Annotated in this window: 17 protein-coding genes; 8 read left to right on the forward strand and 9 right to left on the reverse strand. The window is 43.8% G+C overall.

All coding sequences use genetic code 11. The features are described from left to right. Positions 1-8: 8 nt before the first annotated feature. The 5 genes from FLP08_RS01190 (at position 9) to FLP08_RS01210 (ending at position 10,068) form a co-directional block, all read left to right on the forward strand. Entirely contained in the window at positions 9-1,634 is a 1,626-nt protein-coding gene (locus tag FLP08_RS01190) for a RagB/SusD family nutrient uptake outer membrane protein (RefSeq protein WP_156273208.1), read from the forward strand. A 13-nt stretch (positions 1,635-1,647) separates the two neighbouring features. Then, positions 1,648-2,778, forward strand: a complete 1,131-nt coding sequence (locus FLP08_RS01195) for a SusE domain-containing protein (protein WP_156273210.1) — start codon at positions 1,648-1,650, stop codon at positions 2,776-2,778. Between the two features lie 59 nt (positions 2,779-2,837). Then, positions 2,838-6,200, forward strand: coding sequence for an alpha-amylase family glycosyl hydrolase (locus FLP08_RS01200; protein WP_156273212.1), 3,363 nt, complete (start codon positions 2,838-2,840; stop codon positions 6,198-6,200). A gap of 4 nt (positions 6,201-6,204) precedes the next feature. Further along, positions 6,205-6,918 carry a hypothetical protein gene (locus FLP08_RS01205; protein WP_156273214.1) on the forward strand — a complete coding sequence of 238 codons (714 nt, stop codon included), beginning with the start codon at positions 6,205-6,207 and terminating at the stop codon, positions 6,916-6,918. 594 nt (positions 6,919-7,512) lie between these two features. Beyond that, positions 7,513-10,068 carry an adenosylcobalamin-dependent ribonucleoside-diphosphate reductase gene (locus tag FLP08_RS01210; RefSeq protein ID WP_156273216.1) on the forward strand — a complete coding sequence of 852 codons (2,556 nt, stop codon included), beginning with the start codon at positions 7,513-7,515 and terminating at the stop codon, positions 10,066-10,068. Positions 10,069-10,746: 678 nt separating this feature from the next. On the opposite strand, the gene FLP08_RS01215 is transcribed toward FLP08_RS01210, so the two are convergent. Beyond that, on the reverse strand, positions 10,747-11,637 hold the full coding sequence (locus tag FLP08_RS01215) for a hydroxypyruvate isomerase family protein (RefSeq protein ID WP_156273218.1): 891 nt from the start codon (positions 11,635-11,637) through the stop codon (positions 10,747-10,749). Between the two features lie 70 nt (positions 11,638-11,707). Then, on the reverse strand, positions 11,708-12,412 hold the full coding sequence (locus FLP08_RS01220; protein WP_156273220.1) for an NUDIX hydrolase: 705 nt from the start codon (positions 12,410-12,412) through the stop codon (positions 11,708-11,710). A gap of 107 nt (positions 12,413-12,519) precedes the next feature. Here FLP08_RS01220 and galK point away from each other — a divergent pair, with 107 nt between their 5' ends. Continuing rightward, the gene (gene galK / locus FLP08_RS01225; RefSeq protein ID WP_162430873.1) at positions 12,520-13,683 is read left to right on the forward strand and encodes a galactokinase; all 1,164 of its coding nucleotides are present in this window, start codon (positions 12,520-12,522) and stop codon (positions 13,681-13,683) included. 3 nt (positions 13,684-13,686) lie between these two features. Beyond that, the gene (locus FLP08_RS01230) at positions 13,687-14,724 is read left to right on the forward strand and encodes a UDP-glucose--hexose-1-phosphate uridylyltransferase (RefSeq protein WP_156273224.1); all 1,038 of its coding nucleotides are present in this window, start codon (positions 13,687-13,689) and stop codon (positions 14,722-14,724) included. A 61-nt stretch (positions 14,725-14,785) separates the two neighbouring features. Here the strand turns inward: FLP08_RS01230 and FLP08_RS01235 are convergent, their stop codons facing one another. The 7 genes from FLP08_RS01235 to FLP08_RS01265 all read right to left on the reverse strand — a co-directional run bounded on the left by FLP08_RS01235 (position 14,786) and on the right by FLP08_RS01265 (position 24,532). Next, entirely contained in the window at positions 14,786-16,375 is a 1,590-nt protein-coding gene (locus tag FLP08_RS01235; RefSeq protein ID WP_156273226.1) for a solute:sodium symporter family transporter, read from the reverse strand. Between the two features lie 36 nt (positions 16,376-16,411). After that, positions 16,412-17,410: an aldose epimerase family protein gene (locus FLP08_RS01240; RefSeq protein ID WP_156273228.1), complete on the reverse strand. Its 999-nt coding sequence runs from the start codon at positions 17,408-17,410 to the stop codon at positions 16,412-16,414. Position 17,411: 1 nt separating this feature from the next. After that, on the reverse strand, positions 17,412-19,235 hold the full coding sequence (locus FLP08_RS01245; protein ID WP_156273230.1) for a DUF885 domain-containing protein: 1,824 nt from the start codon (positions 19,233-19,235) through the stop codon (positions 17,412-17,414). Beyond that, positions 19,225-21,099, reverse strand: coding sequence for a CocE/NonD family hydrolase (locus tag FLP08_RS01250; RefSeq protein WP_156273232.1), 1,875 nt, complete (start codon positions 21,097-21,099; stop codon positions 19,225-19,227). Before FLP08_RS01250 ends, FLP08_RS01245 begins: the two co-directional genes overlap by 11 nt. Before the next feature lie 206 nt (positions 21,100-21,305). Beyond that, positions 21,306-22,619: a tRNA lysidine(34) synthetase TilS gene (gene tilS, locus FLP08_RS01255; RefSeq protein ID WP_156273234.1), complete on the reverse strand. Its 1,314-nt coding sequence runs from the start codon at positions 22,617-22,619 to the stop codon at positions 21,306-21,308. Positions 22,620-22,702: 83 nt separating this feature from the next. Further along, positions 22,703-23,995, reverse strand: a complete 1,293-nt coding sequence (gene pabB, locus FLP08_RS01260; RefSeq protein WP_162430875.1) for an aminodeoxychorismate synthase component I — start codon at positions 23,993-23,995, stop codon at positions 22,703-22,705. After that, positions 23,996-24,532 (reverse strand): NADPH-dependent FMN reductase, encoded by a 537-nt coding sequence (locus FLP08_RS01265; protein ID WP_156273236.1) that lies wholly within the window; start codon positions 24,530-24,532, stop codon positions 23,996-23,998. A gap of 102 nt (positions 24,533-24,634) precedes the next feature. Here FLP08_RS01265 and FLP08_RS01270 point away from each other — a divergent pair, with 102 nt between their 5' ends. Then, on the forward strand, positions 24,635-25,513 hold the full coding sequence (locus tag FLP08_RS01270) for an aldose 1-epimerase family protein (RefSeq protein ID WP_341484966.1): 879 nt from the start codon (positions 24,635-24,637) through the stop codon (positions 25,511-25,513). The last annotated feature ends 18 nt before the right edge of the window (positions 25,514-25,531 follow it).

Raw genomic sequence — 25,531 nt, forward strand, 5'->3', positions numbered from 1 at the left:
AAAATAGTATGAAAATGAATTTTATAAAGAAATTAATCCTGATCGTACCGGCCTGCCTTTCTCTGATTGCCTGCCACGACGATCTTGATCAAACACCTATAGATCCAGACAGTTTTACTGAGGCGAATGTTTTTGCCAATGCACAGGAAGCTAAAGGAGCTCTGGCAAAACTATATGCCAGTCTTGCTCTTACCGGGCAGCAGGGACCTGCTGGGCAGCCTGATATCTCTGGTATAGACGAAGGTACTTCGCAGTACTCCAGAATGTTGTTCAGCCTTAATGAACTTACCACAGATAATGCAGTGGTTGGATGGGGAGACCCGGGACTTCCAAACCTTCACGCGATGGATTGGGGAGCTTCTAACGACTTCACCACGGGTATGTATTACAGACTTGCCCAGGAGGTATCTTTCTGTAACTCCTTTATCTCTAACGCCATGGCCTTGAGTGGAGATCCAGAGGTGGACGCATATATTGCTGAAGCAAGGTTCCTTAGAGCTTTTGCATACTACAACCTAATGGACCTTTATGGAAACGTTCCTTTGGTTACCCAGGTGACCACCGAACTTCCGGAACAGGCGAACCGTGATATGATCTTCGAATTTGTTGAGCAGGAGCTTCTGGAAATCCAGGATAACCTGAAAGCCAGCGGTTCAAATGAATATGGTCGTGTAGACGAAGTAGCTGCATGGGCATTGCTTTCCAGGCTTTATTTAAATGCTGAGACATGGATTGGGCAACCAAAATATGCTGAAGCAGTGAATTACTCTCAGCAGGCGATCAATTCAACCTATTCTATCAATACGAGCGATGCGAACGGAAATGGTTCTGCCTACGATGAGTTATTCCTTGCCGATAATAACTCTAACGGAGCCCAGAACGAATTCATCTTCGCCATCAATTTCGATGGGAACCAGTCTAAAACCTATGGAGGTACTACTTTCCTGGTACACGCCGCTATTGGTGGCAGCATGGATGCCAGCGAATTTGGTGTGAACGGAGGCTGGGAAGGCCTTAGAACCACGAAAGAACTGGTGAACAATTTCGATTATGCCGTAACCGCGACCGATGAGGATGGAAATCCAGTAGAATGGGCAGACGAAAGAGCCATGTTCTATACAGATGGTCAGAGCCTGGAGATAAGCACTATCGCCAATACTTTTACCGATGGGTATGCAGTAACCAAGTTCAAGAACATCGATTCACAAGGCAATGCAGGTAGCGACGAGGCAGGAAACTTCGTGGATACCGATCTGCCACTTATTCGTTTGGCCGAAATCTACCTTAATTATGCGGAAGCTTCTCTTAGAGGCGGCGGCGGAGACCTTGCCACTGCGACCGGTTATATCAACGAATTAAGAGAGAGAGCCTTTGGTGATGACTCAGGAAATATCACTTCTTCTGAACTTGACCTGGATTTTATCCTTGCCGAAAGAGCAAGAGAACTATACTGGGAAGGAATGAGAAGAACAGACCTTATTCGTTACGACCTGTTCACTTCGGGCAGCTACCTATGGCCTTTTAAAGGAGGAACTCGTGGAGGAATGGCCGTAGCCGACTTCAGAAGACTTTTCCCATTACCAAGCAATCTCTTAACAGTAAATCCAAATCTAACTCAAAACGACGGTTATTAAAATATCACATAAAATGAAAAAATTAAGTTTTTTACTATTCGCACTTATAGGGCTAATCAGCCTGAATTCATGTACAGAAGACGATCCTTTCACTTTTGTAGCTAAACCAGATCCGGAAGGACTGGCTTTTACCAGCAGCGTGGCAGACAATTATAATCTTATGGCTTCTAACGGGGATAACCTTGCGGAAAGGTTCGTTTGGAACCCGGTAGATTTTGATGTACAGACGCCGGTAAAATACCAATTATTAGGATCTGCAGATATGACCTTTGATACTACAGACCCTATTTATGAAGGGGAAGCGACCAATGGAGCCGTTACCGTAAGCGAAATGCTTGCCCTGGCTGCAGATGCCGGATTAGATAATGATCCAGAAACTGAAGCTCCAAATACTGGAAGCCTGAATTTCCAGGTGCGTGCCTTTGTTGGTAGCGACGGTGGTAACGTGGTAGAGCAATTTTCAGAAGTTGTTACCGTGAATGTAACTCTTCCGGAAGGTGATGCCGAGCCGGAACTTCCTAAGATCTACGTGACCGGAAACTTTGCAGTTGCCAGCGGATACGCTGCAGACTGGAGCCCGGAGAATGGTATTCCTTTAGCCGCTGAAATGGGTGGAACCAATTATGAAGGCTTCATTAATATGGATGTAGAACAACCTATGTATAAATTCCTTCCTACTAACGAAGGTTGGGATGGAAATTATGGTGATGCCGGAGCTGAAGGCGGAGCTTACACTGAAGTGCTTGCCTCTCCAGGTGTTGACGCAGGAACTCCTGATGGAACTGGCGGATACTTCTACGTAAAGGCAGACCCTGAAGCTTTAACTTACTCTCTTACTGAAACTAACTGGGGAGTAATTGGAAACGCAACTCCTACAGGTTGGGATAGCGATTCAGATATGACCTATGATGCAGAAAACAAGGTTTGGACGCTTACTTTAGACCTTACAGCTCAAGAGGCTCCAGACAATGGAATTAAGTTCCGTGCGAACGATGCATGGGACCTGAACATTGGAGATTCTGGTGCCGATGGTACTGCTGAATTCAACGGTGATAATATTGGGGTTCCAGAAGATGGGAACTATACCATCACTCTGGATCTTAGCAATCCGAGAATGTATACCTATACGCTAACCAAGAATTAAGAATTAGCAATCTAAAGGGGCTATTTACGTAGCCCCTTTTTTATTTAAAACAAAAGAGTATGAAGAATAAACTACTCCTATTTTGGGTCTTTTGCATGGGGCTGCTGCCGCTTGCGAATGCCCAGCAACAAGAGGCTTCGGTTGAAGTTAGCCCAGATCCGTTCGGAGAAGATGATACCATCAGCCTTACTTTTTCAGGCATAGACCTAAGCAAATGGGGTGTCTCCGACGCCTATCTTTGGGCCTGGAGCTATAACAGTGCCGGGGTGCAACAGGATGCCCCCAATAATGGTAGCTGGGATAATTCTAATGAAGCACATAAACTGGAGGCAAATGACGGGAAGCTCAGCATAAGCTTCAAAGTCTCTGAATTTTTTAATCGTAACGATATTACCAAAATAGGCTTTCTGGTTAAGGCCAAAGATGGTAGCGGCGATAAGAAAACTCAGGACTTTGTCCTTGAAGTTGGAACCTTTCAATTAAACCTGGAAAACCCTACTTCCAGCTTCAGCCTTCTGGAAAACGGTGAATCATTAGCCATCTCGGCCAGTTCTAACAAAGAAGTCCTTTTTGAACTTTATGTGAATGATGCCCTGGTGAATTCCACTTCCAGCCTTTCCAAAAACTATAGCTATTCACTTAGCCTGAGCGATTATAGCGAGATCAGGTTAAAAGCGATAGATGGCAGCGATTCCCAGTCGAAGATATTTTATGCTGCCAGTAAACCCAATGTTCCTGTGGTAGCATTACCGGCAGGTCTTAAGGACGGGATCAATTTTGATGCCGCTACCCCTACCAAAGCTACTTTTGTGCTTCATGCACCAGGCAAGGAGGTTGTGCACTGGATAGGTTCTGAAAACAACTGGGAAATTTCTAATGATTATCTGATGAATTACGATCCCGAAACAGAACGTTTTTGGATAGAGATAAACGGACTTCCAGCCAACAGCGATATCCTTTACCAGTATATGGTAGATTATTCCATTGCCATCGCCGACCCCTACTCTCACCTTATTCTGGATCCATGGAATGACCAGTATATAGAGACCGAAACTTTTGCAGGCATTCCAGACTATCCCGAGGGTGAAACCACCAATGCGGTAACCTGGTTCCAGACAGATACTGAAACCTATGACTGGAATGATGCTTCTTTTGAGAAACCTGCCAAGGAAGACCTGGTGATCTACGAACTTTTGTTAAGAGATTTTGATGAGGACCATTCTTATAAGGCCCTTATAGACCGTCTTGATTACCTCGAAAACCTGGGAATTAACGCGATCGAGCTTATGCCGGTGAACGAATTTGATGGTAACGAAAGTTGGGGATACAATCCTAGCTTCCATATGGCCACAGATAAATATTATGGATCTCCAGAAATGCTTAAAAAGCTTATCGATGAGGCCCACCAAAGAGGAATGGCTGTGATCGCAGATATCGTATTTAACCATGCTACAGGCCAGAACCCTTATTTCAGGCTTTATAATGATGGGGAAACCAGCGGAACTCCTTCTGCTAGCAATCCCTTCCTTAACCAGTCGGCGAAACATGCCTATTCGGTATTCTACGATTTCAATCACCAGTACGAGGGGACTCAGCAGTATGTTAAAAGGATCGTGCAATACTGGATAGAGGAATTCAAATTTGATGGTTTCCGATGGGATCTTACCAAGGGCTTTACCCAGAACTGTTCTGCGAACGATGAAGGCTGTACCGGTTCTTACCAGGCAGATCGCGTGGAAGTATTAAAAAAATATGCCGATTACCAGTGGGAAGTTGATAATAACTCTTACGTGATCTTTGAGCATTTAGGAGGCAACCAGGAAGAAACCGAATGGGCCAATTACCGCCTCGACGAAGGTAAGGGTATCATGTTGTGGAGCAACCTTAATGGGCCATATGGGGAAGCGATCATGGGCTACCACGATGGTGGAAAATCAGATTTTGAGTGGGCATCCTACAAGAATCGTGGTTGGGAAGAACCACAAAACGTGGTTTATATGGAAAGTCATGATGAAGAGAGATTAATGTTCAAGGCCCTGGAATATGGAAATTCTGCCGGTGATTATTCTGTAAAGTCATTACCTACTGCCCTTGACAGAATGAGCTTGGATGCTGCTTTCTTCTTCACCATTCCAGGACCAAAAATGATCTGGCAATTCGGAGAACTTGGCTACGATTTTTCTATAGACTATAATGGCCGGGTTGGAAATAAGCCGATCCGTTGGGATTATTTCGAAGATGAAGACAGAAAAGATCTTTACGAGGATTATTCCAAACTTATAGCTTTAAGAAATTCTGAACCTATTTTTGATACCGAAGATTTCAGCATAGATGCAGGTGCGTCCACAGGAATTAAAACCATTCACCTTACTACCACCAATGCCGGAAGCGGTGAAATTTCAAACATTGTTATTGTAGGTAATTTTGGCGTAACCGCTAAAACTGCTGAAGTTGAATTTCAGGCTACAGGAACCTGGTATGACCTTTTCAATAACAATAGAAAAAAGAATATCAGCTCTCAAACTACAAGTATCAACCTGGCGCCGGGCGAATGGCACATCTATGCAGATGAGCCTTCAGACCTTTTCCCAAACGATAATTTCCCCGATTCAGATGGAGATGGCGTGGCAGATTCTACCGATAATTGCCCTGACACCCCAGCCGGAGACAGTGTAGATGTGAATGGTTGCAGCGTTTTTAGTCTGCCAACCGATGCCTTTAGGGTAGAGAGCATGGGCCTAAGTTGTCCCGGCCAGGAGAATGGAAGTATCAATGTTTATTCAAGTATCCCCGGGCATACCTATACAGTTTCGGTTAGCGGAATGGATACTATGGAACTGAATAGCGACAATTCTTATTATGAAAGCTTTACCAACCTTGCTCCGGGCAACTACGATGTATGCTTTACAGTGACAGGCGAACCTGATTTTGAAAGATGCTTTAGCGTGAACATAAGCGCACCTGAAGCACTGAATGCAACTTCAGTAGTGAACCAGGACAGGAAACAGGTGACCCTGAAACTCGATGGAGCTGAACGTTATTATATAAGTTTTAATGAAAGCCAGGTGGTCACTGAAGAAAGCGAGGTCATTCTGGAATTAAAAAGCGGTATTAATAAGATCGAGGTACATACCGAGCTGGACTGCCAGGGAGCATATTTCGAAGAGGTCTTCGTAAGCGAAGAAGTTAGCTTCTACCCTAATCCTACCCAGGGATACCTGCAGGTTTATGTAGCCGGCCAGGACGAAGAGGTACAGGTTGAGATCTTCGGAAGCACCGGGAACCTGCTAAACAGAAGCATGATAAATGTTCCTGCGAACAGGGTGATCGAGCTGGATGTAAATAACAGAAGTACCGGTCTTTATATAGTCCACCTGAAGGGAGCTAATGTAGACAGGACCTTTAAAGTAATTAAAGAATAGAATCATGAAAAGATATATATACCTAAGCATCATCGCCTTGCAGTTACTGGCAGGCTGTGATAGTGATCCCGCACCTAATCCAAATCCCCAGCCAGAAGGGGATAAACCTGGAGAAGCCTTACTTAGCCTTCCTGAAAATAATAAGGAATGTGAGCAGGGAGAAATTTCGGGAAACTCGGCTACGGTGGATTTTTCCTGGGAGGCCTCGGCAGATACCGAGAAGTATGACCTTAAGGTCACCAACCTTGATGATAATACATTTACCACCAAGACAGGCCTTACCACTTCTGAAACCGAAGTTAGCCTTAAGCGAGGACATCCATATTCCTGGGTGATCATTTCCAGGAATTCAGGATCGGCCACCACAACTTCAGAGACCTGGAAGTTCTACCTTGCCGGGGAGGGAGAATCCAATATTGCTCCGTTTCCTGCGGCAGCCGTATATCCGGAACCAGGAGCAACGGTAACTCCAGATAACGGAAAGATCACTCTTGACTGGGAGGAGGTTCAGGACCCTGACGGTGACGCGGTCACCTACACCCTGTATGCCGATGATGTGGATGGGCTACAGGAACCAGCTTCAGAATGGCAAAATTTAACACAAACCAGTATGGATATTTCAGTGAACTCTAATACGGTTTACTACTGGAGAGTGGTTAGCAGCGACGGAACTAGCTCAGCCTCAAGCAGTATCTATACCTTCAAAACTTCAGAATAAGCAGGATTAAACGCGGCTTTTTGATGAAAAAATATTTTTTTAACGAAAAGTCGCAGTTTAAACTGAAAACGAAGATATTTCTATATATTAGCGACGCCGATGTGAGCTATAGAATTTCACATCTTAAGTTCCTGAAAACAGCCGTCACATAGTGACCAAAAATATAACCCTGCCTCCTAGTGGAAATGGAAAGGTCCCGATCGAGCCAATCGATTGGTGTAAGAAATAAACTTTTTATTTTTTGAATTTTCATAGGTGTTAATTCAAAGAAGGCTCCGCCCACAGCGGGGCCTCTTTTTTTGTTCAGATCACTCCGGGAAACTTTGAAATCCGGTCAATTTCAGGCCTGTTTTCCTTGTTATTCCAGCTTATATTCCACATTCAAATTCCGGAATAGAATTTCAACCTGAAAAAAAATAATTTTCATTATTTGTCAACTTTTTATTGTTAGTAATTTTTTATTCGCTTGACAATCATTTAATTAACAGTTTTTTCTTGATAACTTTTTCTAAATGATTTGTTAATCATCTCATTTCTTTGCTTAGTTTTATACCACGATAATAACAGAATTCTAACCTAAAAACTTTAATCTATATGCCTGTAGAAGAAAAACCAGTAGTTCCTCAAACCTATACGCAGGAACAGGCTTTTGAAGCATCCCTGAAATACTTTAAAGGAGACGATCTTGCCGCGAGAGTTTGGGTGAATAAATATGCCCTGAAAGATTCAGACGGGAATATTTATGAACTTACTCCAAACGATATGCACCGCCGTATCGCAAAAGAGATCGCAAGAATTGAAAAAAAATATCCGAATCCAATGAGCGAGGATGAAGTATTTGATCTTATTAAGGATTTCAAATACATCGTTCCCCAGGGAAGCCCGATGGCCGGAATTGGAAATCCTTATCAGGTAGGTTCGCTGTCCAATTGTTTCGTTATTGGGAATAAGGGAGATTCAGATTCTTATGGAGGGATCATGAAGATCGACCAGGAGCAGGTACAGCTTATGAAGCGTAGAGGTGGTGTGGGTCACGACCTTTCCCACGTAAGACCTAAGGGATCTGCAGTTAAGAATTCTGCCCTTACTTCTACAGGGATCGTACCTTTTATGGAGCGTTACTCTAACTCTACCAGGGAGGTAGCACAGGATGGACGTAGAGGAGCCTTGATGCTATCTGTATCTATCAACCACCCGGATGCAGAGGATTTCATCGATGCGAAAATGGAACAGGGGAAAGTTACAGGCGCCAATGTTTCAGTTAGGATCGATGACGACTTCATGAAAGCCGTAAAAAACAACACGAATTATACTCAAAAATACCCGATCTTCAGCAAGTCGCCGAAATTCTCCAAGGATATCGAAGCGAACAAATTATGGAAGAAGATCGTTCACAATGCGTGGAAATCTGCAGAACCGGGAATCCTGTTCTGGGATACCGTGATCAACGAATCTGTGCCAGATTGTTACGCAGATCTTGGTTATAAGACCGTATCTACCAACCCATGTGGGGAGATCCCGCTTTGCCCTTACGACTCATGTCGTTTACTTGCGATCAACCTTTTCTCTTATGTGGAAGAGCCATTTACAGATAAGGCGCACTTTAATTACGAACTTTTCAAGAAGCATGTTGGTGCCGCTCAAAGGATCATGGACGATATCATCGACCTGGAACTTGAAAAGATAGATAATATCCTTGCCAAGATAGATGCCGATCCGGAAAGCGAAGAGATCAAATCTGTTGAAAAGAATCTTTGGCTGAACATTCGCCAGAAAGCTTACGAAGGTCGTAGAACCGGGATTGGTATTACTGCTGAAGGAGATATGCTTGCAGGACTTGGCATCAAGTACGGAAGCAAGGAAGGAATAGACTTTTCAGTGGACATCCACAAAAACATTGCATTGGCCGCTTACCGCGCATCTGTTGACACAGCTAAGGAAAGAGGTGCTTTCTCTATCTTCGAATCTGAAAGAGAAAAGAACAACCCATTCATCCTTAGACTAAAAGAAGCCGATGAAAAGCTTTATTACGATATGCTGGAGTATGGTAGAAGGAACATTGCTTTGCTTACCATCGCCCCAACCGGGACTACCAGTTTAATGACCCAGACCACTTCTGGAATTGAACCTGTTTTCTTACCGGTTTACAAGCGTAGAAGAAAAGTAAATCCTAACGATAAGGAAGCAAGGGTAGACTTTGTGGACGAAGTCGGAGATTCCTGGGAAGAATACGTGGTTTTCCACCACCGTTTCAAGGAATGGATGAAGGCTAACGGCCACGATACAGATAAGAACTATTCTCAGGAAGAACTGGACAAACTGGTTAAACTTTCACCTTATTACCAGGCTACCTCTAACGATGTGGATTGGTTGAGCAAAGTGAAAATGCAGGGAGCGGTTCAAAAGTGGATAGACCACTCAATTAGTGTGACCATAAACCTTCCTAATGATGTTAGCGAAGACCTGGTAGGGAAACTTTACCTGGAGGCCTGGGAAGCAGGTTGTAAAGGAGTTACCGTTTACCGTGACGGGTCACGTTCTGGAGTTTTAATCTCTAACGACGAGAAAAAAGAAGAGGAAGACGAGACCACTACCGGGAACTTCCCGCTGAAGAGGCCAGAAGTCTTAACCGCAGACGTGGTTCGTTTCCAGAATAATAAAGATAAATGGATCGCCTTTATCGGTCTTGTAGACGGGCGACCTTACGAGATCTTCACCGGTTTTGCCGATGATGAGGAAGGTATTTTGCTGCCAAGATGGGTAAGCGAAGGATATATCCTTAAAGCAAGAAACGAGGACGGAACTTCAAGATACGACTTCCAGTACGAGAACAAAAGAGGTTACAAGACCACCATTGAAGGTCTATCTCATAAGTTCAATCCAGAGTTCTGGAATTATGCGAAACTGATCTCAAGTACCCTGCGTCACGGAATGTCTATAGATAACGTGGTAGACCTTATCAACAGTCTGCAGCTGGATAGCGAATCTATCAACACCTGGAAGAACGGGGTGGTGAGAGCTCTTAAGCGCTATATTGCCGATGGTACTGTGGCAAAAAAGGAGAAATGTAACAATTGTAATTCTTCAAATCTTATCTATCAGGAAGGATGCTTAACCTGTAAGGACTGTGGTTCTTCCAAGTGTGGTTAAATTTCTGTTATAAACAAAGGAAAAAGGTCCCGTTGCAAAACGGGACCTTTTTTGTTCTGATAATTCTAAAGCTATATCCGAATTAGCGACAATAGAATCTGAAATAAATTCAGGGTGACAGTGTTATTCTATTCGTCATGCTGAACTAGTTCCAGCATCCTATGAAATATCAAAACCTGAACTACCCGGGAAGTAAGAAAACTAAACCAGAAATTAAGTCTGTCGTGCAGAGCGAAAAGAAGTGAAGCGAAGAATCTATTCACATTAATTGCCTATCCAGCACTAGAGATTCCTCCTGTCGTCGAAATGACAACCATCTGTCTTCCAGAGCGAAACGAAGTGAAGCGAAGAATTTTTCACAAGAAACAACCTTTTACCAAAAGAGATTCCTCCTGTCGTCGGAATGACAACCATTTGTGATTCGGAGCGAAACGAATTGAAGCGAAGAATCCTTTGAAAATTACTTATTGCTTACTGCTTATTGCTATTTGCTAATTGTCCTTTGTATTTATTGAATCTTCATACTCCTGACCCCTACCGAATGACGCTGCTACAACTCCTACCCTTTCAGACCGGGCACTATCGTAGACTGTATACTTTCAGTATCTTGACGGCTAGTAATAAGAAGAAGAGCCAAAACAACCTTAAAATTGGTTTCAGTTCGATTTATTGGATAGCTTATATGTCACAAATGTTTACACCTTCTTTAAGGGCTGCCATCTTATCGTCGTAGGTGGGAATAAATTCCTGGGCCACATAACCCTCAAAACCGGTCTCATAAATTGCTCGCATAATGGCTGGATAATTCAATTCCTGGGAGTCATTTATCTCGTTTCTTCCCGGCACACCTCCGGTATGATAATGGTTGATATATTCATGGTTTTCCCTGATGGTCCTTATCACATCACCTTCCATGATCTGCATATGGTAGATATCATAAAGCAGCTTGAAATTAGGTTTGCCCAGTCTTTTGGCCAGTTGCACGCCCAAGCTCGTGTGATCTGCCATATAATCTGCATGGTCAATTTTAGAATTCAGCAATTCCATAACCAGGTTTACTCCCAGGGCCTGGGCATAATCCAGCAAGGGACTAAGGCCTTTAATGCAGTTCGCGATCCCTGATTCATCATCCATCCCATTCCTGTTTCCGGAAAAACAGATGACGTTTTTTATATTATGCTCAGAAGCTTGTTTTATAAGTCCACGGTACTGCTCCTGTAATGTTGCATGGTTTCTTAGATCGTTAAAGCCTTTGGTGATACTGGCAAAATCGTCTGTAGCCATGGAGCAAACCAGCCCTTCTTTTTCTACGACACCCCATTCTGAAGGCTTCAACAGGTCCATAGCGGTAATGCCCATTTTCTTACATTCCCTGGCGAATTCCTTTAAGGGGATATCTGCGTAACACCATCTGCAAACCGAAAGATTCATTTTTCCTGAAGAAAAAACCTGGAAATCTGACTGCTGAATTTCATTCCCTAAGATTTCCGAGAAATTTCCAAAACTGAGCATCCCGGCTCCCAGTCCCAGGTTCTTAAGCATTTTTCTCCTGTTCAGTTTACTTGTCATGTTAGATGTTTTTATATTTATATATAAACAAAGCTTTGAAAGTTTATAGCGCTGAAATTCAGTCTCCCGCTTAGGCAATCTCAAAATTATAACCAGACTCCAGCAGGTCGCGGTAATTGTCATTATTGAACTTATAGAGGAAAGCTCCACGCTTGCTGCCAGACCGGTCCTTTTCATCCAGCTTTTCGAGCACATTCAGCGAAAGCACCTTTTTCCTGAAATTTCGCGGATCCAGTTCCCTCCGGTAAATAGCTTCATACAATGCCTGTAGCTGCGGAATGGTAAATTTCTCGGGTAAGAGCTCAAAACCAATCGGCCGGTAACGGGCATTCTGTTTTAATTGCAAAAGGGCATCGTGAACCATCTGGTTATGATCCAGGATGAGCAAGGGTAGCTGGTCTATCTCGAACCACTTGGCGCCATGCTCTTCCACCAATTCTTCATCATATTCGTTTATCCTTATCAGAGCATATTGCGCAACCGAGATACATCGGTAGCCCGGGTCCCGGTCTTTTTTGCCATAGGTTCTCAATTGTTGCATATAAACATTTTCCAGCCCGGTAGATTCTTTGAGCACTCTCTTTCCTGCAACTTCCAGGTCTTCATCCAGCCTAACGAAACTTCCTATGAGAGACCATTCACCTTCTAGCGGACTTACCTTTCTTTTAAACACCAAAAGCTTTAATTTACCATTCTGGAAACCGAAAATAATGCAGTCTGTAGCGACATACATTTTCTCCTTTACCTGGTAGAGGTCCCCTAGATTCTCTGACATTGATTTCTAATTTTATTATAAAGATAAATAAATAAGAGATTAGGAAAATTTACTTTAAATGTACGTTGTACATTTATTTTTTAATTTTGTATTTAAAAGGATTAGAAGTGAGTCATATAAGATCATTTGAAAGAAAGCCGGAGGTGTTTGAAGATTTTCAGGCAGATTTAAAGGTAGAGTCTCCGGGAAGGATCAACCTTATTGGAGAGCATACCGATTATAACAAAGGATTTGTCCTGCCTACAGCGATAAACAAAAAGATATTCCTCAGGTTTCGAAAGAACGATACGGTGAATTTTTGTCGTATTTACAGCCAAAGCCTGGATAAAGGTTTCGAGTTCCGTCTTGACAAATTCATTACCAAAACCGGGGGTTGGGAAGACTATTTACTGGGCGTGACCCAGGAGCTTTTACAACTAAGCGGCAGGCTGGAAGGATTTGATTGTTTTATAGAAAGTGAATTGCCCGTTGGTGCCGGGATAAGTTCTTCGGCGGCACTGGAATGTGGTTTTGCCGGTGGTTTAAATAGTCTTTTTGAGCTTAATCTTTCTGATATGCAGATCGTGAAACTATGCCAGAAAGCCGAAAATGACTTTGTAGGCTCTAACTGTGGTATCATGGACCAGTTTGCTTCGGTAATGTCCAGAAAGGACCACGTGATAAAAATAGACTGCCAAAGCCTTGAAACCGAATTTATCCCGGCAAGTTTCAAAAACTGCAAGCTACTCCTGCTAAATACCAATGTGTCTCATAATTTAGCCGACAGTGACTATAATTCCAGGCGGGAGGAATGTGAAGCCGCGATCGAGATTATTCAAAGTACGAAACTAGGGATAACTTCTTTAAGAGACCTGACCTTTGAAGCTCTCGAAAATTATAAGGAACAGCTTAGCCCGAAGATGTACGATCGCTGCCTGTATGTTCTAAAGGAAAATGGACGTGTCCTGGCAGCAGCAAATGCCCTTAAGTCTGGTAACCTGCAAACTTTCGGGAAATTAATGTACGCCTCTCACGAGGGCCTTCAGCACCATTACCAGGTTAGCTGCAAGGAACTGGACTTCCTGGTAGATTTTTCCAGGGACAGGGAATACATTTTAGGCTCCCGGATGATGGGCGGCGGCTTTGGAGGTTGCACCATAAACCTGATTGAAGAAGAACATATAAAAACCTATATAGAACAGGTTTCCGAGGCCTATTTCAAAAACTTCAACATAGAACTGGACGCTTTTACGGTCATGCCGGGCGAGGGAACTCAAATTTCAAAAATCTAGATCATGCAGTCTGAGATCAACAATACTCCACACAGGAGATACAACATACTTACCGGCGAATGGGTGCTGGTTTCCCCACACCGCACTAAACGACCCTGGCAGGGAAAGACCGAGGAAAAGAAGACCTTGCAGAAGCATACTTACGACCCTTCCTGTTATTTGTGCCCCGGAAATACCCGGGCCAGTGGAGAAACCAATCCAGATTACAGACAGCCCTATTCATTTGTGAACGATTTCGCTTCCCTGCTCCCCGATTCCCCAGAGATCAATTTTGAGGAAGGTCTTCTAAAAGCTGAAACAGAACAGGGTATCTGCAAGGTGGTATGTTTTTCTCCAGACCATTCGCTTACTCTACCCTTGATGGAAGAAAAGGATATTACCAGGGTGGTACAGATCTGGAAAAAGGAATATCTGGAACTTGGGGAAAAGCCCAATATCAACTATGTTCAGATCTTTGAAAATAAGGGAGCCATCATGGGCTGCAGTAATCCACATCCCCACGGGCAGATATGGTCCCAGTCCTCCATACCTACTGAGATCCTGAAAAAATCTTCAAAATTCAGGAAGCACTGGCAGGAACATAAAAGAAGTCTTTTAGGCGATTACCTTCAGCAGGAACTGGAATCAGGGGAAAGGATCCTCGACCAGAATGAACATTTTGTTAGCCTTATCCCTTTCTGGGCGGTGTGGCCCTTTGAGGCGATGATCGTACCAAAAAGGCATATTCAGCATATCGGGCAGCTTAACGAAGACGAAGAAATCGCATTTGCCGAAATTCTGAAAAAGTTAACAATAAAGTATGATAACATTTTTGAAACCTCCTTTCCTTATTCTTCGGGTATCCATCAGGCGCCCACAGATGGAAAGGCCTATCCCGAATGGCATTTTCATATGAGCTTTTACCCTCCGCTCCTTCGTTCAGCAACAGTGAAAAAATTTATGGTAGGCTATGAAATGTTTGCAGGACCTCAGCGGGATATCACCGCAGAACAAGCTGCCAAGAGATTGAATCAATTACCAGAGAAACATTATCTGCAATAAGTTGAAATAAAAAATCCGCTCCTAAAAAGAAGCGGATTTTTTAATCCTTTAGTTTTTGTGCTTACTGAGCGAAGTACACGTATACAAAGATCACCAGTGCGCAGATCCCAATCCCTACAGGAACTACATATTTCCACGGGCTGATATCTACCTGCTTGGTATGCTGCAGCACGAAATCTTCTTTTCTTGGTTTCACCCTACCAATGATCCACATGATCGCGATATTCATCACGAACAGGATAGCCATCACGTGCAGGTAATGAGGCAAAGCATCTTCACCCACCACGAAATATTTCAATCCAAGGTATACCAGGTAAAGGCCAACCCCACTAAAAAGCGCAACTTTTGCCGCAATAGCCGGGATCTTCTTGGATAGGTAACCCACTACGACGATGGTTAAAATTGGAATACTGTAACATCCGTTCACTTCCTGTAGGTAACCGAACAGTCCCTGTGGAGCATTCGCGATCAATGGTGCGATGAACATGGAGGCGATCGCGATAAAGATACCGAAACGCTTTCCTTTCTTCACCACTTCCTTTTCTGAAGCTTCAGGATTAAAATGATGCTTATAGATGTCTATTCCGAATAGGGTCACCGAAGAGTTCAGCGCAGAGTTAAAGGAGCTTAAGATCGCCCCGAAAAGCACTGCGGCAAAAAATCCAACCAGCACCGGTGGTAATACCTCGTTCACAAGCGCCGGGTAAGCCTGGTCTGCGTTGTCAAGGTTCCCCTGGAACATATGCCAGGCAATGATCCCCGGAAGGACCACGATAATTGGACCTAATATTTTGATAAAAGCCGCCAGCATCAAACCTTTCTGACCTTCTTTCAGGTTCTTGGCAGCAAGAGCTCTCTGAATGATCGCCTGGTTGGTTCCCCAGTAGAATAACTGTACTAGCATCATCCCGGTAAATATTGTTGAAAATGGAACCGAAGCATCGGGTCCACCAATAGAGTCGAATTTCCCTGGATTAGAGTCTACCAGAGTGGTAAGCCCAGCGAATACGTCCCCATCTCCTATGGCCATTAATCCGAATACAGGGATCATTAATCCTCCTATCAGTAAGCCGATAGCGTTGATGGTATCTGAAACCGCAACCGCTTTTAATCCTCCAAAAATAGCGTATATAGAGCCTATGATACCTATTCCCCATACGCAGATCCATAGTGCCGCGGTATCGCTAACCCCCAGCATGCCGGGAACGTCGAACATAGTACTAATCGCCAAACTTCCTGAGTATAGAACGATAGGTAAAAAGATGACCATATATCCTGATAGAAATAGGCCTGAAACTATAGATTTAGTGGTACGGTCGAAACGGGTTTGTAAGAATTGAGGAACTGTGGTAAGTCCTCCTTTCAGGTAACGCGGAAGCAAAAACAAAGCGGTCACTACGATCGCCAGTGCCGCCAAAGTTTCCCAGGCCATTACCAGGATTCCTTCACTATAGGCCGAACCGTTCAAACCAACGATCTGCTCGGTAGATAAGTTCGTTAGCAAGACCGATCCCGCGATCACTCCTGCGGTCAAACTCCTACCCCCTAAAAAGTAGCCATCACTGGTCGTTTCATCGGTGGATCTGGTTGCAAAATAGGCAATTATGGCAACGAGGGCGGTAAACCCTACGAAGGATAGAATTCCAATCATAATCTTTTCTTAAATTTTCGGTTAAATATAGAATTATTATTTTACAGAAAAAGCAAATTGGATGTTGTTTTCGTACAATTCACCGGGCTTTAGCAAACTCGAAGGGAAATTCCTGAAATTGGGAGCATCAGGATAATTCTGGGCTTCGATGGCCACGGCGGGATATTTTTTATCCATTTCGCTCAAATAGGTCCAGTCTCCGGGTAGTTTTTCCGGTGAGAAGACTACCAGTACCGGCTGGTTGCTGCTCACTTTCATCTTTATACCGCTAAGAGGTGCAAATAGTTGTGCCTGCACCTCGTTTTCCATGACATCGGTCACAAAAACATCATCCAGTTCCCGGTTGCCCAGCAACTTGTTCTCGCTGTAATCTTTCTGGTGCTTTTTCAGTTTTATAAGGTTGCCCGTAGGCAGCTTATTTTCATCGAGTTCGAGGATCTTCGAGGCGTTGATCTGTAGAAAATGATCGCTTATGCTACCCGAGCCGTTCAAATTGAAATAAGCATGATTGGTAATGTTCACGATGGTTTCCCGGTCTGTTTTCGCCGAATAAGAGATCTTTATCTCGTTCTCTTCGGTAAGCTGGAACCTGGCCTTCACCTGGAGGCTTCCCGGGTATCCCTCTTCCATATGTTCACTGGTATAAGCCAGGACCACATAGGGATTCTCACCCTCGTGTACCTTTTCCACCTCCCAAAGCTTATACTGGAAGCCGTATTCCCCTCCATGCAGATGAACCCCTTCCTGATTCTCGAACAACTGAAACTCTTCCTCTTCTATGCTGAATTGAGCCTGGGAGATCCTTCCCGCAAAACGGCCGATACTGGCACCAAAACAAAGATTTTTATCTCTATACTCCGGGCTCAGGTAAACTTCAGGATCATTAGGCCCTACAATCAGATTCAACAGGTCGCCATACTTGTCGCGCATTTTAAAGCTGAAGATGCTGGCGCCAAAATTCAGGATCTGCAGCCTGCTTTTTTGAGAATTCACTAGGTCAATGACCTTCAGGTTCGATTTTTTGAGTTCGTTCAATTTAGATCTTTTTCGATTTTATCCAGGAGTCAACTTTTGCTTCCAGGATTGTTAGCGGTAAGGCACCATCTGTAAGTACAACATCATGAAAATCCCTGATATCAAATTTGTCGCCTAATTGTTTCTTCGCCTTTTCCCGCAGTTCCAGGATCTTGTTCATCCCGATCTTGTAGGCCGTGGCCTGCCCCGGCATCACGATATGCCTTTCAACCATTTTCACGCAGGCACTTTCGGCCGCGGGGGTATTTTGTTTGTAATAATCTATTCCCTGCTGCCGCGTCCACTTTTTGGCATGTATACCGGTATCTACAACAAGTCGGCAGGATCTCCAGAGTTCCATGGCCAGTCTACCAAAATCTGAATAAGGATCTTTATAAAAACCTATTTCCTTAGGGATGTATTCACTGTAAAGCCCCCAGCCTTCAACATAAGCCGTAAAGAAACTGAATTTCCTGAATTCGGGAATGCTATCCAGTTCCTGGGCAATGGCGATCTGCATGTGGTGGCCAGGAATACCTTCGTGGTAAGCCAGGGCTTCCATCTCGTATTTAGGCATGGCCGCCATATCGTAAAGGTTCGCATAGTAAGTTCCTGGCCTGGATCCATCCAGGGCCGGTTGCTGATAAAATGCTTTCCCGGCGCTTTTCTCACGGAAAGGCTCTACTGCCTTTACCACGATATCGGCTTCAGGCATGGTGTTAAATAGTTCAGGCAGCATCTCCTTCATATTGTTAATAATGCTTTTAGCCTCTTTTAAGTAAGCCGCCTTTCCTTCTTCTGTATTTTCATAATAGAAGCGCTCATCGGTCTTCATGAACTGGAAAAAATCTTCCAGGGAGCCTTCAAAGCCAACTTCTTCCATGATCTTTTCCATCTCGCCGTGTATCCTTGCCACCTCGCTGAGCCCGATCTCATGGATCTCATCTGCCGTAAGATTGGTAGTGGTCACTCTCTGCAGGGCATTGTTATAGAACTCTTCCCCTTTTGGAAACTTCCACACCCCGGCTTCTTCGGTCGCCCTTTGCTGCTGATTTTCCAGAAAATCGATCAGTTTTTCGTAGGCTGGCTTCACATTATCAACCAGTGCGGTCTCTGCTTCATCAATAAGAGCCGTTTTATCTTCTTCTGAGATCTCTAGTTCATCGATTTTGGAGCTGAAATCTTCCATCAGCGTACTGGCTTCAGAGGATTTTGTGAATGGTCGTCCCTTAATAAGATTACGGGAAGCATCCAGGGTTCTGTCATGCACGAATTTAGGAGGAATAATGCCATTCTGCTCTCTTAGCTGAAGCTGTTCAATAATGTCGTCCATCACTTTTCCCAATCCAACCAGTCTTTGAATATAGGCCTTGGCATCTGGCACAGAGTCTATCCTGTGCATATTGATCAGGAAAGCAGGCAGCTCTGCATGCAAGCCGTGCATCTGCTCTATTGGATAATTATAAAAACGATATTTATAATCATCGATCTCATTCTGAACCTGTCTTTTATAGAGGGCATAACTCAGTTTGGTCTCTTCATCCAGGGCCGCCGTATCCACCTTTTCCAGGTAGTCCATACGCTGTTTGGCCTGCTCCAGGTCTTCAGTATATTTCAAATTAGAATAATCGTCCCATTTGCCGTAATCGGTCTTCATCCCCCTGCGGGTCTGGGTTTCGGGAGATTCTTCTATCTCCTTCTGATATTCCTTGGCGAAATACTGGTTTAGCTCTGCCGAAGCTTTTTCGATATCGGCTTCAGAATAAGCCTCAGCGCTTTTATCCTGGCCGCAGGAGATGATCAAAAATCCCAGCAGGAGTGGGATGATATATAGCTTAATTTTCATAGTTCTCTTCTTCTAATACTGAAAATTTGATCGCGGAATCACCATAAACGGTGTGGGTCTGCTTCTGGAAATCCTCTTCTTCAGCTTCAAAAATATTCTCTACGAAGGTTTGTGGGTTTCTGTCTATCAAGGGAAACCAGGTGCTTTGTACCTGTATCTGCAGCTTATGTCCTTTTTTGAAGGTGTGGTTTACCCCCTGCAGTTTGATATTTACCTCGGTCTTCTTATTCGGCTCAAAAGGCTTCGGCTCTTCAAAACCATCCCTGAACCTGCCGCGCATCACCTCGCTGCGCACCATCATATGATAATTGCTCATTTTAAGGTGAGGCATGGTTTCTTCATAATTTTCAGCATCTGGCGGATAAACATCTATCACTTTCACCACCCAGTCAGCAGCGGTTCCGGTCGTGGCCACTTTTAGCATCGCCTCGATAGGTCCGGTAATCTTCATATCTTCTTCCAGTACTTCGGTTTCAAAAACCAGTACGTCTGGCCTTCTGGCAGCAAAACGCTGGTCCCCGGTCATATACTCCCGCGGAGTGAAGACCATCTTGATCTCATCATTATAAGAAACCGGCTTTTCAGGATCACTTACAAAAGTGGATTCCTGCTTTGTAGGTTGCTCGGTAAAACTTTGGTCTCCTCCCAGGTAAAGGGTTTTTGGAGAAGTATTCTTCGGAGGCCATTCGGTATAGTCGTTCCATTGTCTTAAGCCGGTATCGTAGATATGGGCCTCGGCCAGGTCTATATTATCCGGAGTTTCGTTCTTCAGAAAATGATTGAAGAATTCTGTCTCGTAATCTCTTTGGAAATGTGTGGAAATACTATCTCCAAAATAAACATTTCCTACCGACTGTCTTCCCGTTTCACGCGCCCAGTCGCCATGACTCCAGGGACCAAAAACGATAGAATTAAAATTATCGCTGTTCTCTTCTATATTCTTATAAATGGCAAAAGGCCCGTAAAGATCCTCGGCATCGAACAATCCGCCCACGATCATCACCGCCGGCTTGATCTTGGTATCCTTAAAATGCTGAACGATCCCACGCTTCTGCCAGAATTCATCATAATTCGGGTGCTCCTTTAATTGCTGCCAGAATTCGTTGTCTTCCTTATAATACTGGTCTAGATTGCTCAAAGGTCCGGCGTCCATAAAGAACTGGTACTGGTCTTCGGTTCCCAGTTTTGGAAATTCGTACCAGGCAGTATCGGTTGGTTTGTCTTTTTGGTATCCAAATACCGCGGTCGCCCTCCAGTAACTCAAAAGATATGCTCCATTATGGTGAAAATCATCGAAGAAGAAATCCCCGATACTGGCCTGCGGAGAAGCCGCTTTTAAGGCCGGATGACCGCTTAACAAAGAATAGGTCGCGTAAAAACCGGGATAAGAAATTCCCCAAGTACCTACGTTACCATTATTATTTTCCACGTTATTTACCAGCCATTCTATGGTATCGTAAGTATCGCTGGCTTCGTCTACCTCTTTTCCTTTTTTATTGGGAATATAGGCGCGCATATTGTCATATTTTCCTTCGCTCATCCATCTTCCACGCACATCCTGGTAAACAATGATGTTTCCTTCTTTCATCAGTATCTCATTAGGACCAATTTTGGAACGGAACTGGTCTTCCCCGTAAGGCCTTGAGCTATATGGGGTTCTTTGCATTAAAATTGGATATTCCCTGGAAGTATCTTTTGGGGAGTAAATTGTGGTATGGAGTTTTACACCATCCCGCATGGGGATATCCACTTCCATTTTGGTATAGTGCTGTTTTACATCGAATTCGGTTTCAGTCTGGGCTAAGACCGGCATGCTTAAAAACAGAATAAGTACAGTAAACAAGGGGTTCTTAAAGATCTTCATCAATGATTTTTTTATTAAAGTCCCTAAAGATAGAAATTAGCATTTTAAACCTAAAGGAAATTTGATTTTTAAGCTTTATAGGAATTTTTCAAAGATCTTTAAATTATTGAATCTCCCATAGCATTAGGATAGAACAACAAAAATTGCCGGTCGAAACCTCACCCTGATCTTGTTTCAGGGTCTTTTTTTTTTGGAATCAAAAATACTTATGTGATGCAGATCTTCAGGATCCTGGAATCTGAATTTTCTACGCGGAAGCGATCATCTGCCCGGTGGTTTATGATCCAGACGATATCCTTGCCGGAACAAAGTAGCCAGGTATGCTCCTTTTCGGGAAGGGAGAACTTCTCATCTTTAAAGAAATCGCTCAGTTTCTTTTTTCCTTTCATTCCGAAGGGATAAAAGAAGTCACCTTTTTTCCATTTCCTGATACTTAGTGGAAATTCCAGTTTATGTTCGGGTACGTAAATACAATTTTCTGATGCCTGGCCCCTTTTTTCGACTTCGCTTATATGGAAGCTTCCCATTCCCGGGATCATGACCAGCTCCTCTTCCCTGCCGATACTGTATTCCTTTCCTACCGAATTCTCATTATGTTCGGTGAGCAATAATTTTTTACGGTCCTTGATCAGCCGATGAGTATCTGACAATACCATTTTACCAGTCTGGGCATCCAGAAGATCATAGACATCATTCCATTCAGTAAACCCAAAGGTTTTAAGAAGCTGATACAGGATCTGTTTTTGATTCGGAACCTTTTTAAGAAACTCAATATCTATAGCATAACCATATTTATCTTTCTGTACCAGTTTTGGATATAAAAGGCTGATATAATCCTCTACCAGGTCCATGCTCTCCTGCAAATGTGCCTGAGTACGGGCAAAGCTATCCAGCAGGTTCGGGTTTAGTTCTTCCATCACAGGAACGATCTGCTGCCTAATTTTGTTCCGCATATATTTATCTGAAGTATTGCTGCTGTCTTCCCGCCATTTATAATTGCGTTTTCTGGCAAATGCTTCGATCTCCTTCCTGGTAAAACCAAGCAGTGGCCTTACGATCTCGTTCTTGTTATTCTTGATCCCGGCAAGGCCTTCCGGCCCGGTTCCGCGGATAAGATTGATTAGAAAAGTCTCCAGGTTGTCATTGGCATGATGGGCGGTAAGCGTATAATCGAAATGCACAGAACTGCTAAGCTCAGCAAACCACTCGTATCTTAGCTCCCTGGCAGCCATCTGAACGGAAACCCCGTTATTTTCAGCATAATTAAGGGTATCAAAACTTTCGGTATAGACCTCAACCTCTAAAGAATCGGCCAGGTCTACTACGAATTTTTCGTCCCCGTCGCTTTCATCCCCACGCAGGTTGAAATTGCAATGGGCAATGGAAAAATCAAGTTTCGCCAGGTGACATAAATGTGCCAATACTACACTGTCTACTCCCCCGCTAACGGCCAGCAGCAACTTACCTCCGCATAAATAGGGATAGTCTTTTCTAACGAGATTCTTGAAGGCCTTTTCCATCGTTTCCCAAAGATACAAAGGCACTCCTAAATGCGGCCCGGCACCGGCCACTTTTTTATTTCTTCAAAAAACTAAAATGTGAATTACAGGTTGGTGAGGACTTCCCGCATGGCTTTAGCCTTCAGCAGGCATTCCTCGTATTCCTTTTCTGGCTGAGACTTCGCGGTGATCGCCCCGCCAACTGAAAAGGAAAGATATTTATTTTCAGAATTATAAAGTATACTGCGAATCACCACGTTAAAATCGAAATCGCCATCCGGAGTGAAATATCCAACCGCGCCGCTATAGAGCCCGCGTTTGGATTCTTCCAGTTCCTCGATGATCTTCATTGCCGAGATCTTGGGAGCCCCGGTCATACTTCCCATGGGGAAACTGTTGCGCAGCGCTTCAACCGGCGGCACATTTTCGGCGATCTCTGCAGTAACACTGGAGATCAACTGATGCACCTGCTTAAAGCTATATACCTTACACAATTCATCCACCTGTACACTTCCCTTTTTAGCGATACGCGAAAGATCGTTACGAACCAGGTCCACGATCATCACATTTTCAGACTGCTCCTTGGGATCATCGGCCAGCTCTTTAGCGATCCTGAGATCCTCCTCAGGGTTTTCAGACCTTCTGGCGGTGCCTTTGATAGGCTGGGAAAGCAGATGCTCTCCCTTTTTCTTTAAGTATCGCTCGGGCGAAGCAGAAATAAGGTTGAAGTTCTCCAGTTTAAGATAAGCGGCGAAAGGCGGCGTGGAGATCTCGTTAAGGGAACGGTAAATGCTAAAGGCATCTATCTGTACATTTTCAGCATAGAATTCCTGGCAAAAATTCGCTTCGTAAATATCACCACGGTGAATATGATCCAGCATCTTTCCTATCTTATCGAGGTATTCTTCCCGGGAAAGCCTGGATTTCACCTCTACCGGATTATGTTCTGCCTTTGTCTGAACTTCGAGACCCTGAATTTCTTCCAGGTCTTCTTCTATCTCATCGTCTACCATCCTCAGGTAGTGAAATTCTACCTGCTGTTCTCTAATGAAAATGATCTTTTGAGGCTGGAAAAAATAAAGGTCAGGAAAATGAAGTCCGTCAAAATTCCTGGAGCTTAAGTTCTCCACATCGTTTTTCAGGTCGTAACTCAAATATCCAAAGATCCAGTCGGCTGTGGTTTCCTGGTATTCTTTCAGTTTATCGAAGGCGGCAACATCATCGGTCTTGATCGCGGTAAAGGCTTCCACGGCCAGGATGGCCTCGTATTCCCCGGTCTTGGAATCACATTCATTGCTGTCCAGCCAGGCAACTTCCTGGAACTGCCGGCCCCAGGTTAATAAATGCTCTTTGACCTTAGATGTATCTTTTACCGAAAAAACTCTGGAAGTGCGCACTTAACTTTCAATTTGATGCGCAAAGGTAGTAAGCACATCCTCAATTCCCATATCCAGTACTTCGTTTGTTACCTTCCCATCCTCAAAATTGTCTTTAAACGAGGGCAGGCTGAAGCTTTCTATTACCTCTCCTCCAAATCTTCCAAAAATGTTTTGGGTATATTCCAGAGAAGACTTTGCACCGCGTTTTCCAGGAGAAGTACTTATTAAAAGGATCTTTTTTCCATCGAGGAAATTACGGTCCAGCCTGGATAGCCAGTCGATAATATTCTTGAAAAATGCCGAAGGACCGCCATTATGCTCATTTACCGCGATGACCAGCGCATCATTATCGGCGATCAGGTTCCTGATGATGGTGGCATTAACAGGAAAATCTTCATTCTTTTCCCTATCCTGGCTATAAATTGGCAGAGGATAATCTGTAAGCTTAATCTGCTTGATCTCGTGAGCCTGGATCCTGCCTACCACATTGTTCAGTAATTGCTGGTTAATGGAGGTACTGCTGTTAGAGCCTGCGAAGGCAAGTATTTTCTTCATCTGCTGAATTTTCCCTAAAAATACCGAAAATAAATAAAGCACAGGCGTCCAGATTTTCCCAGCTCCGCCAGATTCGTAACTTTATTGAAAAATTCCGCCAAAGTGAAAAAACACAGTATAGAAAATGAATTCCTGAAAGTTACGGTGCAGGAAACCGGTGCTGAACTTTGCAGCATCATCAATAAAGAGAAAGATCTCGAACATATCTGGCAGGCCGATCCCAACATCTGGGAAAGTCACGCTCCTAACCTTTTCCCCATCATTGGTGTGATCAAGGACGGGAAATACTTTTATGAAGGAAAGGAATATTCAGTGCCGAAACACGGCTTTATTCGGCATAATGAAATGATCAGGCTAAAAGAAAGAACAGAGCACCAGCTGGTCTTTGAGTTGCTTTATTCTGAAGAAACTCTGAAAATGTACCCTTTCAAATTCAATTTCAGAATAGCCTTTACCTTAATGGGAAAAACGGTGGAGGTTAGTCATCATATCATCAACCTCGACGATAAACCTATTTATTTTTCAGTTGGTGGTCACCCGGCCTTCAACATTCAGTTATTCGAAAACGAGGAGATCGAGGATTATTCCCTGCAGTTCGACAGATCGATGGACCTGAACACCTACCTGTTGAATGACGACGGACTGGTAAGTTCAGAAACGAAAAATGTATTGAAGAAGGATAGTAAAATACAGCTTACGAGACATATTTTTGATAATGACGCGCTTATTTTTAAGAATATCAGGTCCAAAAAAGTGGATCTGGTAAGTTCGAAAAACGGAAAAATCCTATCGATTGCTTATAAGGACTTTAAAAACCTGGGTATCTGGGCCAAGCCGGGTGCACCTTACGTTTGCATTGAACCCTGGCTTGGAATTGCAGATTTGGAAGGCACAGACCAGAACCTCAAGAAAAAAGAAGGCATCATTAGACTTGAAGCCAAAAATGAATTTAATGCAGATTACAGCATTCATATCTTCTAGCTTTTACTTGAGAGAAAG

It is taken from the genome of Christiangramia aestuarii (assembly GCF_009735585.1).
GTDB classification, from domain to species: Bacteria; Bacteroidota; Bacteroidia; order Flavobacteriales; family Flavobacteriaceae; genus Christiangramia; species Christiangramia aestuarii.

Bases quoted from the DNA above. Each gene is read 5' to 3' on its own strand.
- FLP08_RS01190 (WP_156273208.1), top strand. From the start codon at position 9: ATGAAAATGAATTTTATAAAGAAATTAATCCTGATCGTACCGGCCTGC.
- FLP08_RS01195 (WP_156273210.1), top strand. From the start codon at position 1,648: ATGAAAAAATTAAGTTTTTTACTATTCGCACTTATAGGGCTAATCAGC.
- FLP08_RS01200 (WP_156273212.1), top strand. From the start codon at position 2,838: ATGAAGAATAAACTACTCCTATTTTGGGTCTTTTGCATGGGGCTGCTG.
- FLP08_RS01205 (WP_156273214.1), top strand. From the start codon at position 6,205: ATGAAAAGATATATATACCTAAGCATCATCGCCTTGCAGTTACTGGCA.
- FLP08_RS01210 (WP_156273216.1), top strand. From the start codon at position 7,513: ATGCCTGTAGAAGAAAAACCAGTAGTTCCTCAAACCTATACGCAGGAA.
- FLP08_RS01215 (WP_156273218.1), bottom strand. From the start codon at position 11,637: ATGACAAGTAAACTGAACAGGAGAAAAATGCTTAAGAACCTGGGACTG.
- FLP08_RS01220 (WP_156273220.1), bottom strand. From the start codon at position 12,412: ATGTCAGAGAATCTAGGGGACCTCTACCAGGTAAAGGAGAAAATGTAT.
- FLP08_RS01230 (WP_156273224.1), top strand. From the start codon at position 13,687: ATGCAGTCTGAGATCAACAATACTCCACACAGGAGATACAACATACTT.
- FLP08_RS01235 (WP_156273226.1), bottom strand. From the start codon at position 16,375: ATGATTGGAATTCTATCCTTCGTAGGGTTTACCGCCCTCGTTGCCATA.
- FLP08_RS01245 (WP_156273230.1), bottom strand. From the start codon at position 19,235: ATGAAAATTAAGCTATATATCATCCCACTCCTGCTGGGATTTTTGATC.
- FLP08_RS01250 (WP_156273232.1), bottom strand. From the start codon at position 21,099: ATGAAGATCTTTAAGAACCCCTTGTTTACTGTACTTATTCTGTTTTTA.
- tilS (WP_156273234.1), bottom strand. From the start codon at position 22,619: ATGGAAAAGGCCTTCAAGAATCTCGTTAGAAAAGACTATCCCTATTTA.
- FLP08_RS01265 (WP_156273236.1), bottom strand. From the start codon at position 24,532: ATGAAGAAAATACTTGCCTTCGCAGGCTCTAACAGCAGTACCTCCATT.